15 protein-coding genes are annotated in these 15880 nt (G+C 69.7%); 7 read left to right on the top strand and 8 right to left on the bottom strand.

What is annotated here, in order from left to right:
* Nucleotides 1-89: 89 nt before the first annotated feature.
* Nucleotides 90-371, bottom strand: a complete 282-nt coding sequence (locus OPU70_RS10105; RefSeq protein WP_079113895.1) for a WXG100 family type VII secretion target — start codon at nt 369-371, stop codon at nt 90-92.
* Between the two features lie 41 nt (nt 372-412).
* A complete protein-coding gene (locus OPU70_RS10100; protein WP_042542236.1) occupies nt 413-727 on the bottom strand; it encodes a WXG100 family type VII secretion target in 315 nt (104 codons plus the stop codon).
* Between the two features lie 288 nt (nt 728-1015).
* Here OPU70_RS10100 and eccD point away from each other — a divergent pair, with 288 nt between their 5' ends.
* The 7 genes from eccD to OPU70_RS10065 all read left to right on the top strand — a co-directional run bounded on the left by eccD (nt 1016) and on the right by OPU70_RS10065 (nt 7450).
* Nucleotides 1016-2347 carry a type VII secretion integral membrane protein EccD gene (gene eccD, locus OPU70_RS10095; protein ID WP_475433659.1) on the top strand — a complete coding sequence of 444 codons (1332 nt, stop codon included), beginning with the start codon at nt 1016-1018 and terminating at the stop codon, nt 2345-2347.
* A gap of 3 nt (nt 2348-2350) precedes the next feature.
* Nucleotides 2351-3703 (top strand): type VII secretion protein EccB, encoded by a 1353-nt coding sequence (gene eccB, locus OPU70_RS10090; protein ID WP_042542234.1) that lies wholly within the window; start codon nt 2351-2353, stop codon nt 3701-3703.
* Nucleotides 3703-5046 carry a S8 family serine peptidase gene (locus OPU70_RS10085; RefSeq protein ID WP_498557671.1) on the top strand — a complete coding sequence of 448 codons (1344 nt, stop codon included), beginning with the start codon at nt 3703-3705 and terminating at the stop codon, nt 5044-5046. Before eccB ends, OPU70_RS10085 begins: the two co-directional genes overlap by 1 nt.
* A gap of 91 nt (nt 5047-5137) precedes the next feature.
* On the top strand, nt 5138-5863 hold the full coding sequence (locus OPU70_RS10080) for a hypothetical protein (RefSeq protein ID WP_079112182.1): 726 nt from the start codon (nt 5138-5140) through the stop codon (nt 5861-5863).
* A 4-nt stretch (nt 5864-5867) separates the two neighbouring features.
* Nucleotides 5868-6191, top strand: a complete 324-nt coding sequence (locus tag OPU70_RS10075) for a hypothetical protein (protein WP_042542232.1) — start codon at nt 5868-5870, stop codon at nt 6189-6191.
* 49 nt (nt 6192-6240) lie between these two features.
* Nucleotides 6241-6954, top strand: coding sequence for a hypothetical protein (locus OPU70_RS10070; RefSeq protein ID WP_042542231.1), 714 nt, complete (start codon nt 6241-6243; stop codon nt 6952-6954).
* A gap of 28 nt (nt 6955-6982) precedes the next feature.
* The gene (locus tag OPU70_RS10065) at nt 6983-7450 is read left to right on the top strand and encodes a hypothetical protein (RefSeq protein ID WP_042542230.1); all 468 of its coding nucleotides are present in this window, start codon (nt 6983-6985) and stop codon (nt 7448-7450) included.
* Between the two features lie 26 nt (nt 7451-7476).
* On the opposite strand, the gene OPU70_RS10060 is transcribed toward OPU70_RS10065, so the two are convergent.
* From OPU70_RS10060 to OPU70_RS10035, 6 genes are read right to left on the bottom strand one after another with little or no spacing between them, the layout of a single operon-like run.
* A complete protein-coding gene (locus OPU70_RS10060) occupies nt 7477-8274 on the bottom strand; it encodes a hypothetical protein (RefSeq protein ID WP_498557670.1) in 798 nt (265 codons plus the stop codon).
* Nucleotides 8271-9101 (bottom strand): PP2C family protein-serine/threonine phosphatase, encoded by an 831-nt coding sequence (locus OPU70_RS10055; protein WP_042542228.1) that lies wholly within the window; start codon nt 9099-9101, stop codon nt 8271-8273. Before OPU70_RS10055 ends, OPU70_RS10060 begins: the two co-directional genes overlap by 4 nt.
* On the bottom strand, nt 9098-10996 hold the full coding sequence (locus tag OPU70_RS10050) for a DUF5684 domain-containing protein (RefSeq protein WP_498557669.1): 1899 nt from the start codon (nt 10994-10996) through the stop codon (nt 9098-9100). The genes OPU70_RS10055 and OPU70_RS10050 overlap by 4 nt, the downstream gene beginning before the upstream one ends.
* A complete protein-coding gene (locus OPU70_RS10045; protein WP_498557668.1) occupies nt 10993-13545 on the bottom strand; it encodes a transglutaminase domain-containing protein in 2553 nt (850 codons plus the stop codon). Before OPU70_RS10045 ends, OPU70_RS10050 begins: the two co-directional genes overlap by 4 nt.
* The gene (locus tag OPU70_RS10040) at nt 13542-14912 is read right to left on the bottom strand and encodes a DUF58 domain-containing protein (RefSeq protein ID WP_498557667.1); all 1371 of its coding nucleotides are present in this window, start codon (nt 14910-14912) and stop codon (nt 13542-13544) included. Before OPU70_RS10040 ends, OPU70_RS10045 begins: the two co-directional genes overlap by 4 nt.
* Complete coding sequence (locus tag OPU70_RS10035) at nt 14909-15874, bottom strand: AAA family ATPase (RefSeq protein ID WP_042542259.1); 966 nt, start codon at nt 15872-15874, stop codon at nt 14909-14911. The genes OPU70_RS10040 and OPU70_RS10035 overlap by 4 nt, the downstream gene beginning before the upstream one ends.
* Between the last annotated feature and the right edge of the window lie 6 nt (nt 15875-15880).

The following is a 15880-nucleotide window of genomic DNA, read 5'->3' as shown; positions in this document are numbered from 1 at the left end:
ACATCTGCTGCGCCCTCCGACTCGATCGCCGAACAGCACAGCAGACGGCGCGGGCCCGGCGCATCTCTGCGTCGGGCCCGCGCCGGAGATCAGGCTCCGAAGCGCCCGGCGGCCGACTTGTCGGTCTGGACGTACTGGCCCGAGATCTCCTCGGTCTTGCCCGCGATCTGCGTGAGAAGCTGCTGCATCTCACTCAGCGAACGGTTCCACTTGGCCTGAGCCTGGTCGTAGGCCTGCTGCGCGGAACCATCCCACGCCGCACGCAGCTTGCCGACCTCGGACTCGAGACGGTCGAGCTCTGAACGGATACCCTGCGACCCGCTGCGGATCTGCGCTGCCAGAGCGTTGACCTGCTCCGGGCGAACTGACATCGACTGCATCATGTTCTCCTTGAAATCTCTGTGGTCGTCGCTCAGGAACCCATCATCGAGCCGAGGCCCGAGATGGTCTGCTGGTGAGCTTCTTCGGTTGCGGCCTGGTCGCGCTCGGTGCCTGCGAGGGCATCCTCGAGCGTCACGAGGACCTCGTTCAGCTGACGAGCCTGCTCGTCCCAGCGGGACATCAGCGTCGTGAACGATGCGGCAGCCGCACCCGTCCAGAAGCCGCGCAGCTGCTCGATCTCGCTGCGGACCTTCTTGGTCTGCTGGTCGATCCCGGACTTGGTCTCCCGCACCGCCTGGGCTCCGCGGCGCAGAGCCCCTTCTTCTGCGGAGATGACATCAGCCATAACTCACTCCCTCCGGTCCTCACGGACACACGTGCGGGGGAGCGCATCCCTGTGTTGGGACGACTTCGAAACAACCCCCCACGATTCGTTTCAGGAGCCAGGCTAGATCACATCGGCGGGATGCGCCATAACACCAGCTGTATCCGCACAGCATTCGTGCGTTCGATGGAGAAATCGTCCCGCCTCGCGACTACGCGTTGCCGCACGCCTCAACTAGGGTGAAAGGCGGAATGCGCAGCCACGGGTCTCCTCCCGCTCGGTTGCACACCATGGAGGGGGCATCGTTCCATGACTCAGAGCGCAACGGCAGGCACCGTGCTGCGGCTTTCCGTCGTCAGCGACGACCGCCGGCTTGACGTCGGCGTGCCATCGCAGATCCCGCTCGTCGAGATCATCCCCGGCTTCGCTCGGAGTCTCGGCGTGCTCGACCCGACGCTCACCCATGGCGGCTACTCGCTGCAGCGAGCCGACGGCACACCCCTCGACCCCGCACGCGGAGCCGCAGCGCAGGGCGTGCACGACGGGGAGCTGCTGACGCTCGTGCGGGGCGGCCTGATGCAGGAGCCGCGTGTGTACGACGACGTCGTCGAAGCGGTGATCGACGCCACGGCCGAGCAGCACGGCTCCTGGACGCCGGCAGACAGTTCGCGCACTGCCCTCTTCGTCAGCCTCACCTTCCTCGCCCTCTGCGCGCTCCTGCTCGTCGCGACCCCGCCCACCTCCCTTCTGCCCGCGATCATCGCGGCGTCGGGGGCGATCGTGCTCAGCGTCGCGGCCGCCGTGCTCATGCGCCTCCGTCAGCCCGAAGCCGGGCACGCGCTCGGACTCACCGCCGCGGCCTACGGCGGACTCGCGGGCTACCTCGCCGTTCCGGTGCAGAGCATCTGGGGCTGGCCGCTCGCCGCGATGGGACTGGGCCTCGTCATCGTCGGCGGCCTCGGCCTCGCCGTGACCCAGGAGAAGCCCGAGATCCATCTCGTGCCCATCGCACTCGGCGCCTCGATCGGCATCACCGCGACCACGGCCGCGATCTTCGGCGACGCGCTCGCGCCGTACGCGATCATGCTCGCGACCACCGCGCTGCTCGCGAACGGCATCCCGTGGCTCGCGCTCAGCTCCACGCGCATCCGGGTCATCTCGCCGCAGAGCGATGCCGACATGTTCGCGGCGCCGGAGCCGATCGACGCGGACGAGGTCAAGCGTCGCGCAGCGGCAGGGACGCGCACCCTGATCGCACTCCGTGCAGCGCTGGGCCTCGCGGCCCTGACGGCGACGCCGTTGGTCGCCGCGAGCGGCGTCTTCGGCGCCCTGCTGTGCGTGCTCGCGTTCGTCGGGATGATGTTCCAGTCTCGGCAGATCTACGCCCGCCTCGGCGTGCTCGTGCTGATGGCGATCGGCGCGATCGGCCTCGCCGTCACCGGTGTCACGGTGGCACTGGCCCTGCCCGACGTCCGCACCTGGATGCTCCTCATCCTCGTCGTCGCCACCGTGATCCTGGTCGGGCTCACGCTGCTGACGCCGAAGGCGCGTCTGCGGCTCACGAGGCTCGGCGACACGGTCGAGGTCATCGCCCTCGCGCTGCTGCTGCCGCTCGGCGTCACGACGGCCGGGCTCGTCTGACCCATGGCGACCAAGAAGGATCTGATCGAGGCCCAGGGCTTCAGCAGGCGACGACTGCTCTCGGCGTTCACCGGTGGAGCACCCGGGGGCAAGGAGCTCGACCCCGCGAAGCCGCTGCGCGCGGTCGTCGCCGGAGTCGCGCTCACGATCGGCGTCATCCTCGTCGGGGTGTTCTGGGGGATCATGCAGCCTGGACTCCCGGGCGACTGGCAGAACAACCGTCTGATCGTCGCCACCGACACCGGGGCCCGCTACGTCTCGGTCGAGGGAACGCTGTACCCGGTCATCAACACGGCGAGCGCGCGCCTGCTGATCCCTGCCGGCGAGTTCAAGGTCGTGCGCACGGATCAGGCCGCACTCGACGGCATCCCGGTCGGCCCCTCGATCGGTATCCTCGGCGCACCGGACGACCTGCCGGCCCCGAGCGCCCTGATCAACTCGTCGTGGACGGCCTGCATCGACGACACCGCTGGTGCGTCTGTCTCGCTGTCGAGCACGCCGATCGCCGAGATCTCCACCGGGACCGGCGCCGTCGTCCAGCGCGGCGACGAGCTGTTCGTGATCGCCGACGGTCTCCGATACGCCGTTCCGTCGGACGACGCCAACGCCGTGCTCCGCGCCGTCGGACTCGGCACCGCCGACATCCTCGAGGTCGACGGGCGTTGGCTCAATCTCTTCGAGTCGGGCGAGGATCTCGAGCCGATTAGTCTCAACGCGATGGGAGCATCGGTTCCCGGCACCGATCTGACGGCGGGGACGATCGTGCACACGCAGGGCAGCCCCGCGGAGGAGCGCTATGTGGCGCTCGCGACCGGCGAGATCGCTCGCCTCAGCCCGCTCGCCTACCAGCTCTACCTTCTCGGCAGCGGGCAGGAGGCCGGCGCCGAGCAGGAGGTGTCTCCCGCGGAGATCGCAGACGTGGAGACACGTCCGTTCATCGGCGGTGAGGACTGGCCGACTCTCCCGCTGACGACGCTCGCTGCGGGCGAGACACCGTGCGCGATGGTCACCGATGATGCTCGCACCGTGCTCGGAGCGACCACGACCGAGCTGCCGGAAGAGCGCTCCGGCGTCGACGTCTCGGTCGGCGGCGGCGCCCTCGTCGAAGTGAGCGGAGCGTCTGACGACGCGGCGGGCCTGGCCGTGCTCATCGACGAATCAGGCACCGCGTTCGCGATCCCCGGTGCCGCCGCGGAACAGAGCGCGGAGGACGCGGCGAGCGGCCCCATCGCTCAGCTCGGCTACTCCCCCGACGACGTCGGGCGTGTGTCCGACGCGTGGATCGAGTTCTTCGCCGCCGGCCCTGCGCTGACCTCCGAAGCCGCCAGAGAGTCGCCCGGCTCAGGGACGAAGTGATGCGTCGACGCAGAACCGCCCTTCCCGCCCTCCTGGTGGGCGCGATCGCGCTCGGCGCCGTCTTGACGAGTGCGCCGGCATCGGCTGCCATGCTCGGCTCGACCGTGCCCGCAGCGACTGCCGGAGAGGCCTGCACCCCGGGCACCGTGGTGTTCACACCCGAGGCCCCACCGGCCCTCGCTCTGCTCGGCGCCGAAGACGCCAACCGCGTCGCCACAGGCAGAGGAGTCGTCGTCGCCGTCGTCGACTCTGGCATCGATGCGGGAAATCCGCATCTCGCCGGAGTCGTGATCGGCGGTGTGGATCTCGTCGGCGACGGCGAGCGCGCCGATGGTCTGAGTGACACCACCGGGCACGGCACCGCGATCGCCGGCCAGATCGCGGCACAGCCGGTCGACGGTTCCGGGCTCGTCGGGCTCGCGCCGGACGCCCGTCTGCTCTCGGTGCGGGTCTTCCGCAGCAACCAGCAGCAGGACAAGGACAAGGGCTTCGGACCGACGTCGCAGCGCATCGCGGACGGCATCCACTGGGCGGCCGACAACGGCGCCGACATCATCAACGTCTCGATCTCGCAGGAGACCGACTCCCCCGACCTCCGTGCGGCGGTGGAGCACGCGTCAGCCGTCGGAGCCCTGGTCGTGGCGAGCGGCGGCAACAGGGCATCGGACCCCGATGCGAAAGACGGCGCTCGCTACCCCGCAGGGTACGAGCAGGTGCTCGGGGTCAGCGCCGCCGATGCCAGCGGCCGCGCGAACGATGCATCGATCCACGGCCCGCAGATCGGCGTGACGGCTCCCGGAATGAATGTGCTGAGCGCGGCGCTGGGCGGTGGAGACTGCATCTTCGCCGCCGACGCCCCCGCATCGAGTTTCGCGACCGGATACGCCAGCGCGGCCGCGGCTCTGGTGGCCGAAGCGCACCCCGAGGATCCACCGGCCGGATGGGCGTACCGACTCACCGCCACGGCCCTGCGAGACGACGCCGACAACCGTGACGACGTCAACGGATGGGGATTCATCCAGCCGTTCGCGGCCATCGAGCTGCTCCCGGACGAGACGACCCGAGGGCCGGTGAGCCCCTACTTCGACACCAGCGAGAGCGCGGCGCGCCCGCCTGCCGCCGCCGTGAATCCCGACCACGGCGCATCGCCGTTCCTGCTCACACGGGAGGCCGCACTCTTCACGACCATCGGCGGAGCGACCCTGCTCGGTGTGCTCGGCATCCTCATCGTGCTGCGCCGCCGCAGAGAGCAGCCTGCCGTGGATCCGGTGGAGATCGAACGTGAGGGCGGGCTGCTCAACGTGCCCGGGCCGGGCTCCGCCGATACGGGCAGATCTCTCTGAACCGAGCGACGCGCTCGAGGCCCTAGGGCGGGGGCAGTCGGATCATGTACGGTGGGACCGTCGGACGACGCTCACCCGGGGGGGAAACTGCATGGCTCACGACAACGACGCGATCTACGAGCTGCACGATCAGCTCATGAAGAAGACAGTCCAGATGCGCGAGGCGCTCGAGCAGACCGGCTCCGAGACCGCCGAGGATCCGACCGGACAGGTCTCCGTCCGGTTCGACGATCCGTCGATCGAGATCACGATCGGCACCTTCTGGCGCGCATCCATCCGCCCAGAAGAGTTGTCCGGCGTCATTCTCGAGACCGTGAACACGGTGCTCCTCGCTCGTCTTCACGCGTGGGGAGCCAGCTTCAGCGACGACGCTCCCGAGGTCGCGGCGCCGCCCGCGCCCTCGCCCGCCATCGCCGCGAACGAGATCAACGAGCTCGTGGAGTCTGCGGATGGCGACGTCTTCCACCGCAACGTCAATCGATTCATCGAGACATTCTCGACGCAGTTGAACTCGACCCTGTCTCAGCTCAGCGAGCGCGCCGCTCAGGTGCACGGCGGCGAAGACAGCCGCGGCAACGCTCAGGTCGATCTCGACAGCAGGGGCACGATCGTGGGGCTCCGACTCGACGAGACCTGGCTGCGCACCGCCGACGGCCGAGACGTCACCGACGCGATCCGCTCCGCTCTCTCGAAGGCCCAGACCTCCGTCGCCGCGGCGACGCCGGCACTCCCCTTCGAGGGCACTCCGCTCGCGCAGTACGCCGAGGGAATGGCCGATCCGGTCGAGATGATCAGAATGCTGACAAGGGGAGGCTGAGACGATGCTCTCACCGGAAGAGATCAGGGTCGCATCCGAAGCTCTCAGCAGCGATGCGACGGTGTGGGATGGCGTCTCGGCGACGCTCTCGACAGCAGCATCCGCCACGGGATCGATGCGTTCCTCGGATGCGGCGTTCTGCTGGAAGGGTGACGAGCTCTACGCTCAGTACACCGAGATCGTCGACGCGGTATCGACATATCTTGCGGACGGATCGTCCGCGGCGGCTGACGGCGCTCAGGTCCTCCGCGAAGTACGCGACCTGTTCATCGCTCGCGAAGACGAGACGGTCAGCACGATCAACGGCGCATGGGACGTGCAGCTGTGAACCAAGTCCGAATGAACCTGCGGGTCGACCGCAACGTCTGGAGGCGTCAATGTCCATCCCTGTGAGTGGTTCGGGAACCCCCGATTGGGGTCAGCTGGTCGAAGACATCGAGCAGCGAATCGAAGAGGCACGGAACAACGTCAACAACCTTCTCTCGAACGTCTGGGATTGGCTGCAATGGGCGGCCGACCGCCTGTTGGACGCCTGGAACTGGCTCACCGAGCGTCTCGGCGAGTTCTGGGATGTCATCTCCGCCCCGTACGAGCGCCCCGGCTACCGTGAGCAGATCCGCGCCCTTGCCGGCACCTGGCGCTCGGACCTCGCCACGCCGCTCTCGAACGCGAAGGATCAGATCGATCCTTCCGCTCTGCAGACCGACGAGGAGTGGGGCGGAAAGGGCGCTGAGCGCTACGAGCAGACCACCGCCGCACAGCGGACGACTCTCTCGGACTTCGAATCCGCCATCGTGAACCCGGTGGCGGGCGGACTCGAGAAGCTGGCAGGCGGCCTCGACACCTTCACGACGCTGATGTGGACCACGCTGGGAACGCTGGTCGCCGGACTCATCTCCGGCATCGCCGCTCTCGCGACGCTGATCGCGGCACCCGCCGGGATCCTTGCGATGGTCGGCGCGCTCGCCGCGGCGCTGATCCAGATCGCCAGCGCCAACGTGCAGCTCGACAACGCCATCGACTCGGCCAAGAGCCAGATCGCGGGCGTCGCCGCGAAGGCGACCGGATGGCCCGACTTCGCAGCCAGCTGAGGCGAGCTGTTCCGCAGAGGAGAATCGCATGACGTCTTCCACGAGTTCTCCGCCTGACCGAGTTCGTCGTTCCGCGCGTCTGCGCGGTATCGTCGCGGCGATCCTGGTGGTCGTCAGTCTCATCGGCGTGCTGCTGACCCTCGACCTCTGGAAGGAGACAGCGGCGCCGGGGATGGTCTCACTCCCCAGCAACCTGCTGCTCAGCGCCGCGTTCCTCGTCGCCGCGGTTCGGGCCTTCGTTCTCGCTGCGAGAGGCGGGCACACAGAGATGAGCGCGGCGACGGACCGCCTGATCGCGCTGGTCGGGCTGGTGGTGGTCTTCGCGATGGTCTTCTCCGCCATCACCGCCGTGGGCTCCGACGGATGGGCCGTGCTTCTCGTCTATGCCGTGGTGCTCTCCGCTGCTCTCGAGACCCTCCTGATCCTCAATTGGAAGGCGCGCTCCCTCCAGGGCCCTCTGGCGGCCCAGCGGCCGGTGGGAGAGCCTCGGCGCTGAGCGATGCGCCCATCCGGGTGAGGGTGTCAGGCGAAGACGACGAAGCCCAGTGCCACCAGTCCGGCGACCGAGACGACACAGGCCGCTGCGAACGCGAAGAGGGTGGTCACGCTCCAGCGCAGTCCCTGCTTCGTGACCGAAGGCAGCTCCGGGTCCACCGCGCGGGTGGGCGCGGCGGCGCCGATCACCACGGGCGGCGCGGAAGGGCCCAGTGGCGCGGGACGCGGTCGGTAGATCGCCGGCTCCGGAGCGTCGGTCGGCGCCTCGAACGAGACGGCTGCGGCACTGGGATCGGTGACGGGCTCGGTGACGGGATCGGTGACGGGATCGGTGAGGGGGGCGGGATCGCCGACGGCGTCGCCCTGTTCGGGCCGTTCCGATCGCTTCCTGCGCACACGGCGCGGAGTCCGGGAGACGAGCACGATCGGCTCGTCGGGGAGCTCCTGATCCCGTTCCCCGTCGCGAGCACCGTCCGGCACATCCGACCTCGAATCGGACCTCGACGGGCTCCGGTCGACGACGACGGTCGCCTCCTCGAGAGGATCGACTGGTTCCCCGAGAGGATCCACTGGTTCCCCGAGGGCACCGGCTGGTTCGTCGACCGCGATCGGATGGCGGTCGACGACGACGGTCGCCTCATCGACATCGCCCGGCGCCTCAGAATCGTCGGCCGCGGTGGAATCGTGGGTCTCCGCTGCGCCGTCCGCGACAGCCGCCTCCGATTCGCTCGGCGCTGCTGGCGAACCGACGACCACCCCGCCCCGGCGCCGATCGCGACGGGTGAGCATGACGGTCTCGTCGACCTCGGACTCGTCGTCGGTCATCTGGCGCGGACCGGGATCGTCGTGCCCTCGAGGCTCGAGTCGGTGAGAGAGGCGGATGCGGCCTCGCGACCGGCCGTGCTGTCGTCCGGACGCGTGTTCGCTCCTCCCGAGACCACGTCGATCACGACGACCGACACGTTGTCTCGGCCACCCGCTTTGAGCGCCCGGCTCACGAGAGCCGCAGCGGCCGACTCGGGTCTCCCGTTCATGGTCAGGGTGGCTCGGATCGCTTCGTCGCTCACCTCGCCGCTGAGGCCGTCTGAGCAGAGCAGCAGCCGCTCACCGTCGACCACCGGCAGCAGCCAGCTGTCGGCCGTGCTGTCCGGCGCCCCGATCGCCCTGGTGATGACGTTGCGCTGCGAGAACGACGAGAGATCCTCTGCGCGGAGCTCACCGGCATCCACCAACTCCTGCCCCAGCGAATGATCGATCGTCAGCTGGGTCAGCTCGTTGGCGTGGTGCCGGTAGACGCGAGAGTCGCCGACGTTGAAGACGAGCCAGTGCGGTGCGCCTTCGTGGTCGACGAGCGCGACACCCGTCACCGTGGTGCCCGCCCCGCGCTTGTGCTCGGCGGAGATGTCGTCGACGACGGCCGAGGCTCGGCTCAGCGCGTCGCCGATGTCGGCGACCTCGATCACCGACCCGCGAAGAGGCTCGAACGCATCGACCACCGCGGCGCTCGCTCGGTCGCCGGCCTCATGCCCGCCCATGCCGTCTGCGACGAGGAAGACCGGGGATGCCACGAGCAAGGAGTCCTCGTTCGCGGCGCGTTTGAGCCCCGTGTCGGTCAAGGACGCGACGTTCAGTACGACCGACGAGACCGTCACGAGTCGCGCTCCGCCATCACGTGCATTCCCACTTCGCCGAGGATGAACCGGCCGTTGCCGGTCACGCTCTCGCCCGGATCGAGCAGCGTCTCGGTGCCGTTCTCCTCGACCACGACGACGCCGTTCGTGGCGTGCAGATCGGTGAGGCGCCACTCGTCGTCGTGCACGACGAGGCGAGCGTGCGTCTTCGACAGCGTGCGGGTGGTGTCGGAGATCGCGAGCCGCTGCTCGCCCGGCTCGCCGATCGGGTTGCGTCCGATCACGACGCTCGCCCCCGACAACGAGAACTTGCGTCCGTCGTCGAGCACCAGCGAGCGACGCACACCGCGCCTGCGGGCGACGACGACCGTCGCGTCGAGGTCGTCGACGACGACGTCGTCCGTCGGGCGCGGGGTGACGACCGTCTTGTCGACATCCGCCGCGAGCCCACCCGACGGCATCCCCTGAGACTGTGGGGCAGGCACGGCAGGCGCATCAGGCGCATCAGCGGCGGGCGCGGGCGGTGCCTCTGCGACCGGGACGTCTGCGGCGGCAGGGACATCTGCGGCGGATGACGGGACCGGACGGATCGTCGGCATCTGCGGTTGTTCGGCCGAGTGCCCGCCGTCGCGGAACGACGGCGGCGCGGGTCGGACCGCGCGCTGCGGTTCTCCGACGGGCGGCGAAGAAGGCGCGTGCTCTCCCGACGTCTCGAACGGGGCCGCAGGCGCGGATGCGGGTGCCGGAGACGCGGGCGCGGATGCGGGCGCCGGAGACGCAGGCGACTGCACCGCGATGTCACCAGGGGCGGGTGCAGGAGACGCAGAGGTCTGCGGCGTGCCCGCGGCCACGGGGTCGCCGCCCATTGCCGCCATGATCCCGGTCGTCGGGTGCGGATCGGCAGGAGTCGCAGGCGCAGGAGCCGGGGGCTGCGGTGCAGGTGCTGCCACAGGCGCAGGAGGCTGCGGTGCCGGAGGCTGCTGCCCATAGGCAGGAGCGGGTGGCTGCTGCCCATAGGCAGGAGCGGGTGGCTGGGGCGGCGCGAACGACGCAGCGGGCGCACCGGCGGTCGGGGGCTGCCCGGCGACGGGAACGGGCGGTGCTCCGGGAACGGGAGGCGCTCCAGGAGCGGGCGCAGCCCCGGGAACAGGCGCAGCCCCGGGAACGGGCGCAGCCCCGGGAACAGGCGCAGCCCCGGGAACGGGCGCAGCCCCGGGAACAGGCGCAGCCCCGGGAACCGGCGGGGGCCCGACCGGCGACTGCGGTCTCTGCGGCGGTGCTCCCCACGCAGAGGCAGCGACGGCGTCGGCATCCGAGGGAGCGCCGGGCGCGACGGCGCCGGCGTGCGCGTCAGACGGCGCGTTCGCACGGGTCGGCGCGGCGTAGTCGGGGAACACGAGCGCGGGGGCATCCGGCTGACTCGGAGTGTGCGGAGCCAGTGACGGGATCGTGTACCCCGACGCATCCCTGGCAGGCGCGGCAGGGGGCTGCGCGGTGCGGCGAGGACCAGGTTGCAGCGCGGCCAGTCGTTCGCCCTCGGGGTGCGGCGGGGTGCCCCAGGCGAGGATGGTCGCCCAGACCGGAGTCAGCAGGATGGCAAGCACCGTCATGCCGGCGCCCCTGCCGAACCTCCGATTGATGCGGTGGGTCGCGACGACCTTGAGGTAGATGCCGTACAGCTGCACGATCGGGATGAAGTAGAAGACCACCGACCACGCAGGAACTCCGCCTCGCGCCAGGATCTCGGCCTCGTTGAGGACGGGCACCCAGCCCTTCCACCCCTCTCCGTCGATGCGCGGGAACAGACGCGACAGCGCCAAGGCGTACCAGACGTAGACGGCGAGGCCGACGAGCACGCCGACACCTCCCACGATGGCGAGCATCGTCACGTAGCCGCTATCCACGGGCGCGATCATGAGTTCCCCTTCTTCCGGTCGCCGAACGACCCGGTCAATCCGAGCGTAGCGAGAGCGGGCCTGGCTCCGGCGTAACCTCCACCGCTCGCAGCCCGCATGCGTCCGATGAACGACGTCGGCCGCACACGTCTGACGATGCGGTGCCACCACTTGCCGGATGCTGCAAGCTCAGCCCGCTCGGCATCCACGATCGCCCAGGCGGCGCTCGCATCGTCGTTCGTCGGAGGATGCTCGGCGAAGACCGCGCGATCGACGAGCACCGCCAGGCGGTCAGCGGCCTCGCGGTCGGTCGACAGCGCGCGCTGGGTTCGGGTGCCCTCGGCGTTCATCGCCACGTCGTGATCGGCGTACACGTCGACCAGCTCCTCCCAGGCTCCGGCCAGCCGCACCTCGGGGTCTTCCGCCGTGCGGCGGGTTCGGGCGCGCTGTCTCTTGGCGAACAACAGCACCAGGAACGGCAGAGCGAGCAGCGCGAGAGCGAGCAGGCTGAGTCCCACGGCCCTGAGGATCGGCAGCAGGAAGGCGAGCACCTCCGACTGCGGCGCCTCGAGCGGGGGTGCGTCGTTGTTCGAATCGCTCTGCGCCTGAGGCGGGTCGAGCGCCTCGGACCGCGGCTGCTCGGGCACGGTCGGGTGCTCCGGCAGCTGCTCGCCCTCGGTGATGGAGCTCGGCAGCATCGCGTACTGCGGCGTGGTGTCGACCGGCATCCACTCTCCACCGGACCCCCTGACCTCGACCCAGGCGCTCATGTTCGCGCCCGTGCAGGTGTCGGTGCAGGCCGGAATGCCCGGAACCTCTTCTGCCGCCGCAAGCCGCGCGCCGATCACGACTCGGGACTCGAGACCCCAGTGCTCGGCGAGCAGTGCAGCCGCCACCGAGAACTGCTCGTCGTCTCCGACGGCGGACACCAGCAGCTCGGGTGCGGCGTCAGACCCCGCCCTTCGCTCCTGCTCGACCATGTCGGTGAACAGCTCCTCGATGCGGGCGGCGGAGTGCCCCGCATAGCTCGGCGCGAACGCGTATCCCTCGGACTCCTCGAGCGAGGCGATCCACCCCGTCGCGGCGTCGTCGTCGATGAGCGCATGGCTGAGGTAGCCGCGCGAACGCAGACGATCGATGATCTCGAGGTATCCGGCTCCCGTGCGAGGCTGCTCCTGCATCTCGGCCCACTCGGTGAGCGCGGGATACAGGTCTGTGTCGAGGTGAGAGGCGGAGCCCTGAAACGCGGCGACCTCGCCGGGGGCACCGGGGGCGTCCACGAGCACGGTGTAGCGGTCACCGGGGACGAGCCCTTCTCCGCCGCCTGGCGCCTCTGCCACGGTGATCGCGGTGTCGCCGCCGGAGTTCACATGGAAGCCGTCGGCGAGCGCATCCGCCCGCGCGCCGGTGAAGTCGGGCGCCTCGGCGAGACCCGCGGGCGACGGCACCCAGATGCCGCGGTACGCGTCGCCGATCGTGATCTCGAGCGACATGCGACCGGCGCCCGGCATCGCCGTGCGGGGCAATCTGCTGAACCGGTCCTCGGGGGCGATGTGGAAGTCCTCGCCGTCGTACGAGTCGAGGGTGACGAGCCGGAGGCGCTCGATCGCGCCGGGGTCGCCCTCCATCTTCACGACAGTGTCGTCGAGAGTGCTGCCGGCGAACCACGAGCGGTAGGCGCTGAGCGGGCTCGCCTGCTGCTGCACGACGACCATGGGCTCGACCTCGTCGCGCAGAACCGAGCGATCGCTCCACCCGGCCGCTGCGGGTGCGACCGCGAACCCGGCGACCAGGGCGACCACGGCGAGCCCCGCCGACAGCAGATGACGCCGGATGGTCAGCCACACAGGCGTCGCCCGACGCGAGATGTTCGCCGCGGCGACGGTGCGCAGCGCCTGCGCACGCTGCAGCCGCGAGCGACCGACCAGCCAGACGAGAGAGATCACGAAGAGCGCGACGCCGATCAGCCATTCCCGCGGCGCCGGAAGCGCCACGCCCAGCACAGAGACGGGAGCCGTCGTGCCGCTCACCCCGAAGGCGATGCCGAAGACGCTCATCGCGGTCACGACGGGAACCGCGATCGTGGCGCGACGACCGCCCTCGAGCACGAGCAGGGTCGCGATGAACATGCCGAACAGCATCACGACGAGGAACGGGATCAGCACCGCCTGATACTCGCCGAGGGGCGGGTTCAGCGTCAGCATCTGCTTCCACCCGAGTGCGATCCCGAGCACGGCATCCCGGAGTCCGCCGAGGAAAGCAGGGATCGACGAGAGTGCCGACGGGATCGCGAGCGGAACCGAGACGACCAGATAGGTGCCGGCCGCCGCGAGAGATCCGATCAGCATGCCCCACCGGAGCACCCGCGTCAGCACGGCGACGGCCATGCCGAGCAGTCCGCCGATCAGGCCGACCGCCAGAGCGCGCGGGGCTTCGTAGACCGGCCACGCGGCCGCCGTCGCGAGGCCGACGCCGACCAGCACGTATCCGAGAGCCCAGACCGTCAGGGCCGAGAGCGCGAACGAGCGTCGCGACCCTGCGACGCCGCGCCGGGGGCCTGCCGCGCTCATCGCAGCGCTCCCCGAGCCAGCATCTGCGGAAGATCGCCCAGCGCGCCCAGGGTCATCACCGCGAGCTCGCGTGCCGTGCGCATCGTGGGCTGCTCGCCCAGTTCGCTGCGCACCGCGACAGCCTCGACCGCCGCCGGCAGCTTGACCGCGGCATGACGCAGTCGCTCGAGCGGCATGCGCGAACCCGTCATCAGGAACCCGATCGACAGGTCGGGGTAGGACTGCGCGGTGAGCGCGGCGACCGCCTCGAGGCGCATCACGCGGTCGGCAGGGTCGATGGTCGACGTCGCGTCGAGCAGCGCCTTGGGCGTGACAGTGGGAAGTGTGCGGATCGACAGCACCTCGGCACGGCTGTGCTCGGGGATCTCGTTGCTCACCGAGAAGAGCACGTCGCGGCCGTCACGCACACCCTGCAGCGCGAGGGATGCGGCAGCGCTGACCGTGTTCTCGAACTCGTCGTCGCTCTCGTACGACTCGGTGTCGAGGTCGAGGATGATCGCGATGCGGGCATGACGCGACTCCTCGTACTGGCGCACCATGAGCTTCCCGGTCTTCGCGGTCGACTTCCAGTGCACGTGCCGCTGCGAGTCACCCACCACGTATTCGCGCACCGCGTGGAACGAGAGGTCGGCATCGACCAGCGTCGAGCTCGGCGTGCCCTCGAGATCGCGGATCAGACCCGCGCTCGTGCTGGGCAGAGGAACCGTGTCAGGGTGCACATGGATGCGCTGGACGTCGGGCCACCGCAGCTCGCGTCGGAGGATGCCGATCGGGTCACCCCGGGTGATGGTCATGGGTCCGACGTCGATGACACCGCGGCGGTGCGCGGCGATCGTGAGCTGCTCGCGGTGGTGGGCGGCGGGGCGCAGCAGTGGAACGTGTGCTTCGACGAGCCCCTCCCCCACGGGGACGTCGACGACACCCGGCAGCGAGAGACGCTCGCTGTTGTTGCGCACATCGAGCGTCGCGCCGATCTCCGCCCCCGCGACCACGCGATCGCGGTCGAGCGTCAGCTCGATGCGGTAGTCGTGGGTCCCCAGGATGAAGGGGATGCACGCGATCAGCAGCACCAGCGCGATCGCCGCCACCGCCCATGCCTCGACCCATCCGAAGAGCAGTCCGGCGGCGATGCACAGCACGAGCGCCACGACGACCAGCATCCCGGCCGACGTGACCGTCTCGCGCATCCACGCGACAGCCGTGCGGGCCGCGCGAAGTGTCGTGCGAGCGGCACGACGGACACCGAAGACGGCGCCGCGGACGGGCCCTCGTCGTGTGCGGTCGTATCGCGTGACCGTCGACGTACGCGTCGACGTGCTGGTGCCCGCCGTGGTGCGCGTCAGACGGGACTCGGTGCTGAAGCTCACGCAGTGCCGTTCTCGCGCGGCGGCTCGACGTCGAGCAGGATCTGCCCCACCACGGCGACCGCGGTGACGCCGTCGAATTCGGCCTCCGGTTCGAGCACGAGGCGGTGGGCGAGTGCCACGACCGCGAGCTCTCGGACGTCGTCGGGGGTGGCGAACGTGCGGCCGTTCTTCGCCGCCCACGTCATCACGAGGCGCGAGAGCGCGATCGCACCTCGCACACTGGCGCCGAGACGCACCTCGGAGGCGCGACGCGTCGCATCGACGATGCGCATGATGTAGTCGGACACCAGCGGATTCACGTACACGCCGCGCGTCATCTCGGCCATCGTGAGGATGGTGTCGGTGCCGACGATGCCGTCGAGCACATGCTTCGGCTGTGCGGCGCCCTGGAGGATGCGCATGGTCGCGGCCTCGTCGGGGTAGCCGATCGACGTCTTGATCATGAAGCGGTCGAGCTGCGCCTCAGGCAGGCGGTAGGTGCCGCCCTGCTCGATCGGGTTCTGCGTCGCCATGACGAGGAAGGGCGAAGGAACAGGACGCGTGACACCGTCGACCGTGACCGTGCCCTCTTCCATGACCTCCAGCAGCGCCGACTGCGTCTTCGGGCTCGCCCGGTTGATCTCGTCCGCGAGCACGATGTTCGCGAAGACGGGGCCGGCGTGGAACTCGAACGCCCCTTCCTTCTGGTCGTAGACGGTGATGCCTGTCACATCGCCCGGAAGCAGGTCGGGGGTGAACTGGATGCGCGTGCTCGTGCCCGTGACGGTCTGGGCGATGGCTCGGGCGAGGGCCGTCTTGCCGGTGCCGGGGAAGTCCTCGAGCAGCACATGCCCGCCGCTGACGGCCGCGGCGAGCGCCAGCTCGATGACATGCCGCTTGCCGAGGATGGCCTGTTCGACGTTGGCGGCGAGGATCGAGAACGTCTCCGCGAACCAGGAGGCCTGTTCGGGAGCGATGGTCACGGGAGC

The organism is Microbacterium sp. SWDP-B6, assembly GCF_059803615.1.
The sequence above is the reverse complement of the archived record's forward strand: the minus strand, read 5'-3'. Positions and strand labels throughout refer to the sequence as shown.

Bases quoted from the DNA above. Each gene is read 5' to 3' on its own strand.
- eccD (WP_475433659.1), top strand. From the start codon at position 1,016: ATGACTCAGAGCGCAACGGCAGGCACCGTGCTGCGGCTTTCCGTCGTC.
- eccB (WP_042542234.1), top strand. From the start codon at position 2,351: ATGGCGACCAAGAAGGATCTGATCGAGGCCCAGGGCTTCAGCAGGCGA.
- OPU70_RS10085 (WP_498557671.1), top strand. From the start codon at position 3,703: ATGCGTCGACGCAGAACCGCCCTTCCCGCCCTCCTGGTGGGCGCGATC.
- OPU70_RS10100 (WP_042542236.1), bottom strand. From the start codon at position 727: ATGGCTGATGTCATCTCCGCAGAAGAAGGGGCTCTGCGCCGCGGAGCC.
- OPU70_RS10070 (WP_042542231.1), top strand. From the start codon at position 6,241: ATGTCCATCCCTGTGAGTGGTTCGGGAACCCCCGATTGGGGTCAGCTG.
- OPU70_RS10065 (WP_042542230.1), top strand. From the start codon at position 6,983: ATGACGTCTTCCACGAGTTCTCCGCCTGACCGAGTTCGTCGTTCCGCG.
- OPU70_RS10050 (WP_498557669.1), bottom strand. From the start codon at position 10,996: ATGATCGCGCCCGTGGATAGCGGCTACGTGACGATGCTCGCCATCGTG.
- OPU70_RS10075 (WP_042542232.1), top strand. From the start codon at position 5,868: ATGCTCTCACCGGAAGAGATCAGGGTCGCATCCGAAGCTCTCAGCAGC.
- OPU70_RS10105 (WP_079113895.1), bottom strand. From the start codon at position 371: ATGTCAGTTCGCCCGGAGCAGGTCAACGCTCTGGCAGCGCAGATCCGC.
- OPU70_RS10045 (WP_498557668.1), bottom strand. From the start codon at position 13,545: ATGAGCGCGGCAGGCCCCCGGCGCGGCGTCGCAGGGTCGCGACGCTCG.
- OPU70_RS10080 (WP_079112182.1), top strand. From the start codon at position 5,138: ATGGCTCACGACAACGACGCGATCTACGAGCTGCACGATCAGCTCATG.
- OPU70_RS10060 (WP_498557670.1), bottom strand. From the start codon at position 8,274: ATGACCGACGACGAGTCCGAGGTCGACGAGACCGTCATGCTCACCCGT.